Origin of the sequence: Winogradskyella vincentii, assembly GCF_020166345.1 — a bacterium.
GTDB classification, from domain to species: domain Bacteria; phylum Bacteroidota; class Bacteroidia; order Flavobacteriales; family Flavobacteriaceae; genus Winogradskyella; species Winogradskyella vincentii.
In genome coordinates, this window is record NZ_JAIUJS010000006.1 from 51,919 (window position 1) to 64,141 (window position 12,223).

Annotated in this window: 15 protein-coding genes; 10 read left to right on the forward strand and 5 right to left on the reverse strand. The window is 32.6% G+C overall.

The window, feature by feature from the left end; translation table 11 throughout:
• Positions 1-95: 95 nt before the first annotated feature.
• Genes LBV24_RS11585 through LBV24_RS11595 form a run of 3 tightly spaced genes read right to left on the reverse strand, consistent with a single transcriptional unit; the run spans position 96 to position 1,530 of the window.
• Complete coding sequence (locus LBV24_RS11585; protein WP_224478826.1) at positions 96-482, reverse strand: DUF6768 family protein; 387 nt, start codon at positions 480-482, stop codon at positions 96-98.
• Entirely contained in the window at positions 472-1,023 is a 552-nt protein-coding gene (locus LBV24_RS11590) for an RNA polymerase sigma factor (protein WP_224478827.1), read from the reverse strand. Before LBV24_RS11590 ends, LBV24_RS11585 begins: the two co-directional genes overlap by 11 nt.
• Positions 1,024-1,530, reverse strand: coding sequence for a hypothetical protein (locus LBV24_RS11595; RefSeq protein WP_224478828.1), 507 nt, complete (start codon positions 1,528-1,530; stop codon positions 1,024-1,026). It abuts the gene before it with no gap.
• 100 nt (positions 1,531-1,630) lie between these two features.
• Here LBV24_RS11595 and rlmD point away from each other — a divergent pair, with 100 nt between their 5' ends.
• The 4 genes from rlmD (at position 1,631) to LBV24_RS11615 (ending at position 4,962) form a co-directional block, all read left to right on the forward strand.
• The gene (rlmD, locus tag LBV24_RS11600) at positions 1,631-3,082 is read left to right on the forward strand and encodes a 23S rRNA (uracil(1939)-C(5))-methyltransferase RlmD (protein WP_224478829.1); all 1,452 of its coding nucleotides are present in this window, start codon (positions 1,631-1,633) and stop codon (positions 3,080-3,082) included.
• A 2-nt stretch (positions 3,083-3,084) separates the two neighbouring features.
• Positions 3,085-3,624: a DUF6452 family protein gene (locus tag LBV24_RS11605; RefSeq protein ID WP_224478830.1), complete on the forward strand. Its 540-nt coding sequence runs from the start codon at positions 3,085-3,087 to the stop codon at positions 3,622-3,624.
• A complete protein-coding gene (locus tag LBV24_RS11610) occupies positions 3,590-4,351 on the forward strand; it encodes a DUF6048 family protein (RefSeq protein WP_224478831.1) in 762 nt (253 codons plus the stop codon). The genes LBV24_RS11605 and LBV24_RS11610 overlap by 35 nt, the downstream gene beginning before the upstream one ends.
• A gap of 83 nt (positions 4,352-4,434) precedes the next feature.
• Positions 4,435-4,962 carry a DinB family protein gene (locus LBV24_RS11615; protein WP_224478832.1) on the forward strand — a complete coding sequence of 176 codons (528 nt, stop codon included), beginning with the start codon at positions 4,435-4,437 and terminating at the stop codon, positions 4,960-4,962.
• A gap of 3 nt (positions 4,963-4,965) precedes the next feature.
• Here LBV24_RS11615 and LBV24_RS11620 read toward each other — a convergent pair whose 3' ends face one another.
• Both LBV24_RS11620 and LBV24_RS11625 read right to left on the reverse strand, forming a co-directional pair.
• Positions 4,966-5,916 carry a phosphoribosylaminoimidazolesuccinocarboxamide synthase gene (locus LBV24_RS11620; protein ID WP_224478833.1) on the reverse strand — a complete coding sequence of 317 codons (951 nt, stop codon included), beginning with the start codon at positions 5,914-5,916 and terminating at the stop codon, positions 4,966-4,968.
• 3 nt (positions 5,917-5,919) lie between these two features.
• On the reverse strand, positions 5,920-6,873 hold the full coding sequence (locus tag LBV24_RS11625; protein ID WP_224478834.1) for a PhoH family protein: 954 nt from the start codon (positions 6,871-6,873) through the stop codon (positions 5,920-5,922).
• Between the two features lie 111 nt (positions 6,874-6,984).
• Between LBV24_RS11625 and LBV24_RS11630 the strand changes: the two genes are divergently transcribed.
• From LBV24_RS11630 to dnaN, 6 genes are all read left to right on the forward strand, one after another.
• The gene (locus tag LBV24_RS11630) at positions 6,985-7,821 is read left to right on the forward strand and encodes an SAM hydrolase/SAM-dependent halogenase family protein (RefSeq protein WP_224478835.1); all 837 of its coding nucleotides are present in this window, start codon (positions 6,985-6,987) and stop codon (positions 7,819-7,821) included.
• A gap of 3 nt (positions 7,822-7,824) precedes the next feature.
• Complete coding sequence (locus LBV24_RS11635) at positions 7,825-8,121, forward strand: putative quinol monooxygenase (protein WP_224478836.1); 297 nt, start codon at positions 7,825-7,827, stop codon at positions 8,119-8,121.
• A 9-nt stretch (positions 8,122-8,130) separates the two neighbouring features.
• Positions 8,131-8,853 (forward strand): gliding motility-associated ABC transporter permease subunit GldF, encoded by a 723-nt coding sequence (gene gldF / locus LBV24_RS11640; protein WP_224478837.1) that lies wholly within the window; start codon positions 8,131-8,133, stop codon positions 8,851-8,853.
• A gap of 32 nt (positions 8,854-8,885) precedes the next feature.
• The gene (locus LBV24_RS11645) at positions 8,886-9,353 is read left to right on the forward strand and encodes a hypothetical protein (RefSeq protein ID WP_224478838.1); all 468 of its coding nucleotides are present in this window, start codon (positions 8,886-8,888) and stop codon (positions 9,351-9,353) included.
• Positions 9,346-11,007, forward strand: coding sequence for a gliding motility-associated ABC transporter substrate-binding protein GldG (gene gldG / locus LBV24_RS11650; protein WP_224478839.1), 1,662 nt, complete (start codon positions 9,346-9,348; stop codon positions 11,005-11,007). The genes LBV24_RS11645 and gldG overlap by 8 nt, the downstream gene beginning before the upstream one ends.
• Before the next feature lie 89 nt (positions 11,008-11,096).
• Positions 11,097-12,215: a DNA polymerase III subunit beta gene (gene dnaN / locus LBV24_RS11655; RefSeq protein WP_224478840.1), complete on the forward strand. Its 1,119-nt coding sequence runs from the start codon at positions 11,097-11,099 to the stop codon at positions 12,213-12,215.
• Positions 12,216-12,223: the final 8 nt, after the last annotated feature.

The following is a 12,223-nucleotide window of genomic DNA, read 5'->3' on the forward strand; positions in this document are numbered from 1 at the left end:
TTTATCCTTTCGAAGAAGTTCCGAAAATTCAGCGTGGGAAAGAAATCATCCCTAGGAGTGTGCAAATTAATAAATATTCCTGTTGAATTAAAATCCTATTCTGATATTTTGCTACTTAACGAAGATACCTGCAGTTCTAACCTTTTTATCTCTCTAATAATTGCTTTTTTGTCCATTTGCATCCATGAGAATAGCTTTAACATACTTGATGCCATTAAACACAAAGTCCCAAAAACTCCCCATTTAATGAGTTCATTTGTTGCTTCAACATTAAAAAATTGAATGGCACAATAAATAAATAGTCCAAAAAATACAACCTGAACAATACTCATCAAATAAACTATCCAGCTGTTTTTACCTGAAAAAATTCCAAATACCATTTGTAAAAAGTTCTGCTCATCTAATTCATCATAAAACTTAGCTTCTTCTTCTGTAAGAGTGTCTTTGATTAATTTATCAATGTCTTCCATATTAGTTTTCATAATTTCTATGTTTTAAAGATTTTTTTAATTTTTCTCTTGCGTGAAACAATCTTGACTTGGTCGTTCCAGTTGAAATGTCAAGTATTTCGCTTATTTGTTTTAAGCTATATGATTCTATATAAAAAAGCCTAATTACCTTTTTCTGTCCTTCTGGCAACTCCTCTATTTCCTTGAGTAATACTTGTTTTAAATTATTGTTATCAGGAGTTTCTATAGAATTGTTTTGTGTTACTATTTCATATTCCGCCTTATTTCTCTTTTTTCTTGTTTGTGCCCTTAACCAATCTGTAGATTTATTACAAATTATTCTATATGCCCAATATTTAAAATGCTTTGGTTCTTTTAATTTGTCTATTTTATCTATGATAATTGTCCAACTATCTTGTGCAATGTCCTTTGCAACATCCTTGTCCCTAACCAACCAATACGCCTTTTTACAAAACAATTTATGCCAACGTTTAACTAAAGTTGCTAAAGCCATGCCATCACCTGCTTTAAAAGCCTTAACTAAAAATTCATCGGTATATTGATCTGCCTTCAATTAAACAAGTTTAACATTAGTTGGTTTTCTATTATAAGCTCTTCTCAAGAATTTAACCCAATAATTATACTGAGGATTCTTTTGTTGTACACTAAAATGATTTTCTACATTATCAAATGCCTCTTCAATTAAAGCATTATGTAACCAGCGAATAATAAATAACCAGAAGAATGTGGCTTTAAATGTTGTACGCATTTTTATTTCGTGAACTATTTCAGTTTTTATTTCAGAAAGACCAACCAAATGCAACTGATGATAGCCAATAAAACCCTCTGGTTTTATAAATTTAAAGCGAATACTTTCACCATCTTTCAATTTAATAATTTCATACTTAATGATTCCATGACCTCCCTTTGCTCCAATTTTAAAGCCTTCTTTAAATCTCATTGAAGGCCAATTCCTAGTAGGCCAGATCAAATCATTTTCTGTCGCTAATGTTCTAATCAAGACTGATAATCTCTCCTTTGGCTGATTTATAGTACGCTTATGAATATTATTAACTCTCATACTCTAAAGACGAGGTAAAATAGAAAAGGTTCAATTTTGTTTTAAACTATTTAAAGATAGTCTAAAATGCCACTATATTTGCACTCTAATTTTCTGATGAATGCCAAGAAGAGAGCGCAACAAATTTGTAAAACGTGGACAAATCATTGAAATTTCAATTGAAGATTACGCCTTTGGCGGAAAAGGGATTGGACGCATTCGTAATGAACATGGAGAATTTGTAGTATTCGTTCCTAATACCCTTCCTGGCCAATTAGTAAAGGCACAGATAAAAAAATCGAGCAAAAAATATGCAGAAGGTAAACTTCTTGAAATTTTAAAATCGTCGGAAGACGAAATTGAAGTGCCTTACCAAGACATTCCTGGTGCACCATATATTCAATTACCCATTGAGAAACAACATCAATATAAAAAGCAAAGCACATTAGAGCTTTTTAAACGTATTGGGAAGGTTGCAGATATTGAGGAAAAGCTAGATGAATTTGTAAGCTCACCCAACACTTTTCATTATAGAAATAAAATGGAATATGGGTTTTCGGCTATTGGATACGATAGAGAATTGAAAACCGATGTAGATGAGTTTACTCTAGGCTTTAAAAGAAGAGGACTTTGGTGGTGCGGTGAAAACTTAAATAAAGATTCGGGACTCTTTGACAAACAAGTTGAAGACAATCTAAAAAATATTCGAGAGTATTGCCAGAAAAGCGGTTTACCACCATGGCATGGCCCAAAAAAAGAAGGTTTCTTTCGGTATTTTGTGGTTAGAAAATCCTATAAAACCAATAGACTTCTTTTTAATCTAGTTACAACATCCAATGGTTTAGATCAATTTCATTTAGACGAATTCGCCAAATATTTAGTAGAAATTTTTGAAGAGAGAGTTGCTGGTTTATTCCATACCATAAATGATGAAATTGGTGATAGAACTATTGCGACTTCAGGATCAATTAATTTAGTATATGGAGATGATAAAATAGTTGAGGAACTTCTTGGACTCAACTTTGAAATAAGTATGAAAAGCTTTTTTCAAACCAACCCAAAATGTGCCGAAAAATTATACTCTAAGGTAATTGACTATGCCCTAGAAAACAAAGCTTCCATTGATAACAATATTGTTTTAGATTTATTCTGTGGTACTGGGACAATTGGGCAGATATTGGCAAGTAAAGCCCATAATGCTCAAATCGTTGGAGTAGACATTGTTGCATCAGCAATTGAAGATGCAAAAGAAAACGCAAAACGGAACAAAATTGATGACCTAAAATTCTTTGCGGCAGATGTTGGTAAATTTTTAACAGAGCATCCAGAATACTATAATAAAATAAGGACCATCATATTAGATCCTGCACGTGCCGGAATTGCTCCTAAGACCCTTAAAAAAATAATAAACCTCAACGCAGAACGTTTGGTTTATGTATCTTGCAATCCAGCAACACAAGCTAGAGATACGGAGCAGTTAATGTTAGCAGGTTATAAAATTAAAAAGCTAAGCTTAGTGGATCAATTTCCTCATACTGCTCACATAGAAACAGTGGTATTGTTTGAAAAATAAATATGAATAGAATAAAATTTTTAATACTTAGTATAGCCACTCTTCTATTTGCATGTGAACGCGATGATATTTGCGCAGCAACAACCTCCACGACTCCAAGGTTAGTTGTTGAGTTTTATGATGTGGTTAATACGGATGATCTTAAAAGTGTGTCTAGACTTTCAGTTTATGGTGAAGGTTTAGTAACTGATCCTGAGACCAGTGTACATGAGACCTTAGTATTCAATACAAATACAAATGAAATAACATTACCATTATTAATAGGTAATGAGAATGAACTCAATACGAGTAGGTTCATTTTAGAAAAAGATACCAATTTGAGATTGGATGAAGATGATGCTACAAATTCAAACATAGATATAATAGAAATTTCATATACAACAGAATATGTCTATGTATCTAGGGCATGTGGATATAAGAGTCAATTTATTGGACTTTCTTTAAATGTAGAAGCCGATAGTGATTTATGGATAAGTAATATTGAAATCGTTGAATCAACAGTACAAGATGAAGACACAGTTCATGTTCGCATCTACCATTAGATTCGTTTTAGTTATGCTGTTGTTTTCATTAGTTGCAACAGCCCAAAGCGAAGAAACAGAAACAGTTAAAGACACGCTTATTTATAAGCAAAAGTATGGTCTTCGATTAGGTGCCGATATAAGTAAAATTGTCAGAACATTTGTTGATGATAATTATACAGGGTTTGAGGTAATGGGTGATTATCGTTTAACAAAACGCATATACCTAGCTGGGGAAATTGGAAATGAAGAGCGTACAATTGAGAATGAAGTTTTAAATAACACTACCAAAGGAAGTTATTTTAAAGGTGGTATCGATCTTAACTTCTACAGGAATTGGTTAGACATGGAGAATATGATTTATGCAGGTTTTAGAGGCGGAGCAAGTACATTTAGTCAAACTTTGAATAGTTATGGTGTTTATAATATAAATAATCAATATTGGAACGAACAGGTTTCAATAAATGAAAGTGAAGAATTTAAGGGTCTCACTGCGACATGGATAGAGATTCAAATTGGTATAAAGGCAGAAATGTTCAATAACTTCTATGCTGGTTTTAATGTGCAGCTCAAAGGACTAATTACTGAAACAGCACCTAATAATTTTGAAAACCTATATATTCCAGGTTTTAATCGCACGTACGACAGCGGAAGATTTGGTACTGGATTTAACTTTAACCTATCCTATTTAATTCCAATTTTCAAAAAAGACAAAATTGTTGTTCAAGAAAAAGAAGCTGACGAATAAAGTCGGTTAATTATCTGAAAACACGATAAGGATTTTAAGTCTGCTCATTTTTTTCTATCTTTTCTTTATCAAACCTTCCCTTTATGGATAAAGAATCTATCATAGAGTTATTAGAAAGCAAATACTCTGAATTAATTACTTGGCTAGAAAATCATCCTGATGAAAAATGGACCGAAGGACCTGAAGGTAAGTGGACAGCAGGGCAACAAGCACTACACCTTTTACAGAGTATAAAACCATTAAACAATGCTTTAAGCTTACCTAAGTTTTTCTTAAAATATAGATTCGGAAAAGCGAATAGACCTGTTAGAGAATACGACGCCATAGTGAATCGTTACCATGAAAGACTTGAGCAATCAAAAGGCAAAACATTCAAAAGGTCTCAAAACATGAAAATACCCAATTTGGCAGACAAACATTATATAGTTAACAGGCTTCAAACTGAAAATAAAAAGCTACAGTACAAGACCAAAAAAATAAGTGATAAAAACTTAGATAATGTCGTTTTACCTCATCCTCTTATGGGTAAAATGCCTGTGCGAGAATTAATAATGTGGACAGCCTATCATGTTGAACATCATCTAAATACCTTAAAAAATAATTATATCTAAAAATTACTTTTCTAGATATGCAAGGACGTTTGCCTCTATCCTACCTTGAATATCAGATATATCTCCTCTTTCAAAAGTATCACCAGTTATATTTTCATAAAGTTCAATATATCTATCACTAACAGTTTCAATATATTCATCGGACATAAAAGGTACCGACTGTCCTTCTAATCCTTGAAATCCATTGGCAATTAACCATTGACGCACAAATTCTTTAGATAATTGTTTCTGAGCTTCTCCTCTATCCTGTCGGTCTTCATAACCATCTGCATAGAAATAACGAGATGAATCTGGAGTATGGATTTCATCAATCAACACAATTTTACCATCTTTTGTTTTACCAAATTCATATTTTGTATCAACTAAGATTAATCCTCTTTCTGCTGCAATTTCAGTACCTCGTTGAAATAACTTTCTTGTATAATCTTCAAGCACTTGATAATCTTCTTGAGACACAATACCACGTTTTAAAATATCCTCTCGTGATATATCTTCATCATGATCACCTTTTTCTGCTTTAGTTGCAGGTGTAATAATTGGTTCAGGAAATTTGTCATTTTCCTTCATTCCTTCAGGCATTGGCACACCACAAAGTAATCGTTTACCTGCCTTGTATTCTCTAGCTGCATGACCAGACATATAACCTCTTATTACCATTTCAACCTTAAAGGGAGTACAAAGGTGTCCTACTGCAACATTAGGGTCTGGTGTAGCTACAAGCCAATTCGGAACAAGATCTTCAGTTTCCTTCATCATCTTAGTGGCTATTTGATTTAGGATTTGACCCTTGTATGGAATACCTTTTGGCATTACAACATCAAAAGCTGATAATCTATCTGTAGCAATCATTACAAGTTGCTCATCATTGATATTATAAACTTCTCTAACCTTTCCTTTGTAGACACTTTTCTGATTAGGAAAATTAAAATTGGTATCTATTATGGTCTTACTCATTTCTTAATCTCTATTTTCTATACTCTTATATGCAGCAATTACCTTCTTCACTAACTTATGGCGGATAACATCCTTATCATCTAAATATATCATCCCAATACCTTCCACATTTTTTAATACAAGTAATGCTTCTTTTAAACCGGAAATAGTCCGTCTTGGCAAATCCACCTGACCAGGATCGCCCGTTAATAAGAACTTTGCGTTTTTACCCATACGAGTTAAAAACATCTTCATTTGTGCATGGGTAGTGTTTTGCCCTTCATCTAAAATCACAAATGCATTATCTAATGTACGTCCTCTCATAAAAGCCAATGGCGCAATTTGAATTGCACCTTTCTCTATATATGCGTCTAACTTTTCATGAGGAATCATGTCTCTTAATGCATCGTATAACGGTTGCATATAAGGATCTAATTTTTCTTTTAAATCACCTGGTAAAAATCCTAAGTTCTCACCAGCTTCAACTGCTGGTCTTGTTAGTATAATGCGTTTTACCTCTTTATTTTTTAATGCTTGAACGGCCAAGGCAACACCAGTATAGGTTTTACCCGTACCAGCTGGACCAATAGCAAAAACCATATCGTTTTTACGAATACTTTCAACTAATTTTCTTTGATTTACAGTTTGTGCCTTAATTAATCTACCACCAACACCATGAACAATAACTTCTCCACTCTTAGCAGAAGTTGTATAATCATCACTACTTTGACTTGTTAAAACTCGCTCTATAACATTTTCATCAAGCTTATTATACTCACCAAAATGCTTCATTAGCATCATCATCCTTCTGTCAAACTCCTCGAGCAAATCTTCATCGCCATACGCTTTAATTTTATTACCTCTAGCAACAATTTTTAATTTTGGAAAATACTTCTTTAACAGTTCAATATTTGCATTTTGGGCACCGAAGAATTCTTTGGGAGTAATTTCTTCTAGTTCTAGTATAAGTTCGTTCAAAAGCGTGAAGGATTTAGTATGTTAATCTGTTTTCTTTTATTAGTTTTGTGTTCACACAAATCTAGCAATTTTACTATCAGGTTTCTTAAAAAAATTATCAACAATTAATTCATGGCAATAATCACTTTAACGACTGATTTTGGAGAAAAAGACCACTTTGCCGGAGCAATTAAAGGTGCTATTTATAGTGAACTTTCTGATACAAAAATTGTAGATATTTCTCATTCCGTTTCTCCGTTTAATATTTCTGAAGCTGCATATATAATTTTGAATGCTTATAGCAGTTTCCCTAAAGGAACCATTCATATTATCGGAATTGACTCAGAGTTAAGCCCTGAAAATAAGCATATTGCAATAAAATTAGACGACCATTACTTTATCTGTGCAAACAATGGGATAATGAGTATGATTTGCGCTGAAATAGCACCAGAAAAGATTGTAGAAATAAATATACATGACAAGACTGAGACAAGTTTTCCTGTTTTAGACATATTTGTAAAAGTTGCCTGTCATATCGCTCGAGGAGGTACTCTTGAGGTTATCGGAAAAGTTATTAACAACATTAAACCAATTAAGAATTTGGTGCCTTTTGTTAATGATGAAAAAAATCAAATTATAGGTAGTGTTATTTATATAGATAACTATGGTAATGTAGTTACCAATATAAAACGGAAATTTTTTGAAAATGTCCAAAAAACAAGGTCTTTTGAAATTTCTGCTCGCAACCATAAATTCAATAGGATTTATAACAAATACAGCGATATCGTAAATTTTGACATTGAGGAATCTAAACGAAATGATGAAGGCAAAGGAATGGTAGTCTTTAATTCATCAAATTATCTAGAAATTGCAGTTTATAAAAGTAATTGCAGTACTACAGGAAGTGCATCTACCTTAATGGGCTTAAAAACAATGGACACCGTTACCGTCAACTTTAATAAAACTTAGATTGTGTTAGTAAGAATTGTAAAAATGAGTTTTGAACCTAGTAGAATTGATGAATTCATTGCTAATTTTGAGATCAATAAAAATAAAATAAGGGCGTTTACAGGTTGTAATCTATTAGAATTATATAGAGATAAAAACAATACAAATATCTTTTTTACGTATAGTTATTGGGATTCTGAAAAATCATTGAACGCTTATAGAAATTCAGATCTGTTTAAAGCAGTTTGGGCAAAAACAAAACCATTTTTCAATGCCAAACCAGAGGCTTGGAGTGTAGATAAAATTGAAAGTTTAAATTAATAATTGCTAATGTTAGCTATTTTAAAAAAAGAGATAAACACGTTTTTTGCATCACCTATTGGTTATTTGGTGATAGGTGTTTTTCTGTTATTAAATGGTTTGTTTCTTTGGTTATTTAAAGGCAATTTCAATGTTTTTAATGCTGGTGAAGCCAGTCTATCTTCATTTTTTCTTTTAGCACCATGGATTCTCATTTTTCTTGTTCCAGCAGTTACAATGCGTAGTTTTAGTGATGAAAAAAAACAGGGAACATTAGAATTATTGGTAACTAAGCCATTGACTCATTTTCAAATAGTCTTAGGAAAGTATTTTGGAGCATTAGTATTAATTTTATTGGCAGTATTGCCCACGTTGCTATATGTATATTCAATTTCAGAATTAAGTAGTCCTGAGACAGGAATCGATATTGGCAGTACCATTGGATCATACTTTGGTTTAATATTTTTAATTGGTGCTTACACCGCCATAGGCGTATTTTCATCAACATTATCAGACAATCAAATTGTTGCTTTTATTATAGCAGTTTTTATCTGTTTCTTTTTTTATTTCGGCTTCGAAGGCTTATCAAATTATGCTGTATTCGGAGATTTATTCTATTTGGAAGATCTAGGAATGTCTGCTCACTATAACAGCATGAGTCGAGGCGTTATTGACACAAGAGACCTTATTTACTTTATTAGTATTTCAATAGCTTTTCTGTTTTTTACTAAACTTAAAATTCAAGAATCGTAACTATGATCATTACTCCTATTTTAATCATCTTTATGATTGTAGTTTTTGTACTACTCTTTTTGTTTTTTAATACAGTGGACAGACGTAAGTGGCTGACCATATTAATAAGTTTAATACTGACGCCGTTTGCATATTTCTATGTGTTTTACCCATTTATAAATATTATAAGTAGTTATCATCATCAAAAATATTTTAATAGTGAAGCTTGGATAGATAAGCCAGCTTTACGCTATGAAATGATTGACCAAACTATTGAATCTGATACTTTAATTGGGCTATCAAAAAACAAAATAGAAGAAATGCTCGGTAAACATGAGTGGCTTTCTTGGGATGATGCTAAAAAGGACCATGATGAAAATAAATGGAATTACGGTCTAGGAATTGAACCTGGAGCATTCAATAATCAAAAAGAATGTGCGGAGTTACAGTTTAAAAATGACACACTCATTAAGATATTAAATTATCAAGAAGAAATAACGTTTAACAAAGAAGATGAATAAAAATATCCGCAATATAGTTGGTGTTTTATTAGGACTAATCATAATTAATTTTTTGGCTAGTAAGGTCTATCATCGCTTTGATCTTACTAAGGATAAACGTTATACTTTATCTGATACCTCAAAAGACCTAATTAAGGATATTGACGCTCCTCTAATTATAGATATGTTCTTGGAAGGTGATTTCCCGTCAGAATTTAGGTTACTCCGTTCAGAAACCAAACAAATTTTAGAAGAATTCAGTCTAGAATCTAATCAGATATTAATCAATTACATCAATCCTATTGAAGATGAAGCAACGCGCCAACGCAACATTGATGAATTAACAAAATCTGGCCTGGAACCCTTTATAAATACTGACAATAGTACTGGCAAGGTTACTCAAGAGATTATTTTTCCATGGGCATTTGCAAGCTATAAGGACCAAACTGTTAAAATCCCTTTACTTAAACGTAGTATAACAAAAGGTTTAGCAGAACAAATTACGAACTCTATTCAATCCTTAGAATATGCTTTTGCAGATGGTTTTAATAAATTAATTAAGCCTAAAAGTAAAAACATAGCAGTTTTAAAAGGAAATGGCGAGCTAGATGATTTGTATATAGCGGATTTCCTTCAAACTGTTAAGCCTTATTACAATTTAGCACAATTTACATTAGATAGTGTATCCAGCAATCCACAAGGTACTTTAGATAAGTTAAGGTTTTACGACTTGATTGTAGTTGCAAAACCAACCCAAGCTTTTAGTGAAAACGAGAAGTTAGTTTTGGATCAATACACAATGAATGGAGGGAAAAGTCTATGGCTTACCGAATCAGTGGTTATGGACAAAGACAGTTTGTATAACGAAACAAATTCGAGCGTCTCGATATTAAGAGATTTAAATTTAAATGATTTCTTCTTTAAATATGGATTGCGTGTTAACCCTAGTCTTGTTAAAGATTTATTTTCCGCACCGATTATGCTGGCAATTGGCGAAGGTAGTCAAGCGCAACTGCAACCTATACAATGGCAGTATTCACCTTTGGCAGCATCTAACCCCAACCATCCGATTACAAAAAATCTCAATCTTGTTAAATTTGACTTTGCAAGTCCCATAGATACTTTAAAAAATGGTATTGAAAAATCCATTTTACTAAGAAGTTCACCCAATTCTAAAATTGAAGGTGTTCCTACTGAAATATCATTAGCAGATGTTACCAAAACACCAGATGGAAGTGCATATAACGATGGAAGTCAAAACTTGGCAGTACTGCTAGAAGGTGAGTTTAAATCTGTCTACGATAAGCGCATATTGCCTTTTAAAGTAAGAGATTTTAAAAGCACTGGAAGGCCGTCTAAAATGGTAGTTGTATCAGATGGAGATATTATTAAAAATAAGGTTGTTCGTAATAGACCTCAGGAATTAGGTTTTGACGAAGTAACAGGAAAAGCTTTTGGCAACAAGGAATTCTTATTAAATGTCGTCAATTATCTTTTAGACGATACAGGACTTATAAACATAAGAGCTAAAGAAATAAGTGTTTCATTTTTAGATTCTGAAAGTATTAAAGAAAATAAAGTAAAATGGCAACTCATAAATATCGTATTACCACTAGTTTTACTTGGTGTCTTCGGATTTGCCTACAACTACTATAGAAGGAAAAAATTCAGCTAGAATTTGTTAATAAGTTTGTTTTATAAAACCCATCTATTAAGATATATTTGTAGGACAATTTATTCTAGATATAAATCATTTTTACATTCATGAAATTTATAGTTTCAAGTACATATTTACTAAAGCAACTTCAGGTTTTAGGAGGTGTTATAAACAATAGTAATACTTTACCTATCCTAGATAACTTTTTGTTCGAATTAAGTCAATCAAAATTGACAATTTCTGCAAGTGATTTAGAGACAACCATGTCTTCTACAATAGATGTAGAAAGTGATTCCGAAGGTAGTATTGCCTTACCAGCAAGATTGTTATTAGATACGCTTAAGACATTTCCAGAGCAGCCTCTAACTTTCGTTGTTGAAGATAACAGTACGGTAGAAATAAGCTCAAACCATGGTAAATATGCATTAGCTTATGCAGATGGTGCTGAGTTTCCAAATGCAGTTACCGTAGAAGATGCAAGTAAAACAACGATAATGGGTGACATACTTGCTACTGCAATTAGCAAAACTATTTTTGCAGCTGGTAATGATGACTTAAGACCTGTAATGAGCGGTGTTTTCTTTCAATTCTCTCAGGATAATTTAACGTTTGTGGCTACTGACGCTCATAAACTAGTTAAATATACTAGAGCTGATGTTAGCGCAACCGAATCTGCAGAGTTTATCATGCCAAAAAAACCTTTAACGCTTTTAAAAGGAATTTTGGCTGGTAGTGATGACGATGTGTTAGTTGAATACAACGATTCTAATGCTAGGTTTACTTTTGAAAATTCCGTGTTAATCTGTCGATTAATAGATGGAAAATATCCTAATTACGAAGCTGTAATACCTAAGGAGAATCCTAATAAGTTAGTCATTGACCGTACTCAATTCTTAAACTCAGTAAGACGAGTTAGTATATTCTCTAATAAAACTACACACCAAATAAGATTAAAAATAGCAGGTGCCGAATTAAACATTTCTGCTGAAGATATAGATTACAGCAATAAAGCTGAAGAACGTTTAAGTTGTGATTATCAAGGCGATGATATGCAAATAGGCTTTAACTCTCGTTTCTTAACAGAAATGATAAATAACTTAAACTCTGATAACGTGCAGTTAGAAATGAGTTTACCAAACAGAGCAGGTATTCTAACACCAATTGACGGTTTAGATGAGGGAGAGCATTTAACAATGCTTGTTATGCCTGTGATGCTCAACAATTAACCAATTAG

Bases quoted from the DNA above. Each gene is read 5' to 3' on its own strand.
- LBV24_RS11610 (WP_224478831.1), top strand. From the start codon at position 3,590: ATGAAGACACAGTTCATGTTCGCATCTACCATTAGATTCGTTTTAGTT.
- LBV24_RS11630 (WP_224478835.1), top strand. From the start codon at position 6,985: ATGGCAATAATCACTTTAACGACTGATTTTGGAGAAAAAGACCACTTT.
- LBV24_RS11645 (WP_224478838.1), top strand. From the start codon at position 8,886: ATGATTGTAGTTTTTGTACTACTCTTTTTGTTTTTTAATACAGTGGAC.
- dnaN (WP_224478840.1), top strand. From the start codon at position 11,097: ATGAAATTTATAGTTTCAAGTACATATTTACTAAAGCAACTTCAGGTT.
- LBV24_RS11595 (WP_224478828.1), bottom strand. From the start codon at position 1,530: ATGAGAGTTAATAATATTCATAAGCGTACTATAAATCAGCCAAAGGAG.
- rlmD (WP_224478829.1), top strand. From the start codon at position 1,631: ATGCCAAGAAGAGAGCGCAACAAATTTGTAAAACGTGGACAAATCATT.
- LBV24_RS11615 (WP_224478832.1), top strand. From the start codon at position 4,435: ATGGATAAAGAATCTATCATAGAGTTATTAGAAAGCAAATACTCTGAA.
- gldG (WP_224478839.1), top strand. From the start codon at position 9,346: ATGAATAAAAATATCCGCAATATAGTTGGTGTTTTATTAGGACTAATC.
- LBV24_RS11585 (WP_224478826.1), bottom strand. From the start codon at position 482: ATGAAAACTAATATGGAAGACATTGATAAATTAATCAAAGACACTCTT.
- LBV24_RS11605 (WP_224478830.1), top strand. From the start codon at position 3,085: ATGAATAGAATAAAATTTTTAATACTTAGTATAGCCACTCTTCTATTT.
- gldF (WP_224478837.1), top strand. From the start codon at position 8,131: ATGTTAGCTATTTTAAAAAAAGAGATAAACACGTTTTTTGCATCACCT.
- LBV24_RS11620 (WP_224478833.1), bottom strand. From the start codon at position 5,916: ATGAGTAAGACCATAATAGATACCAATTTTAATTTTCCTAATCAGAAA.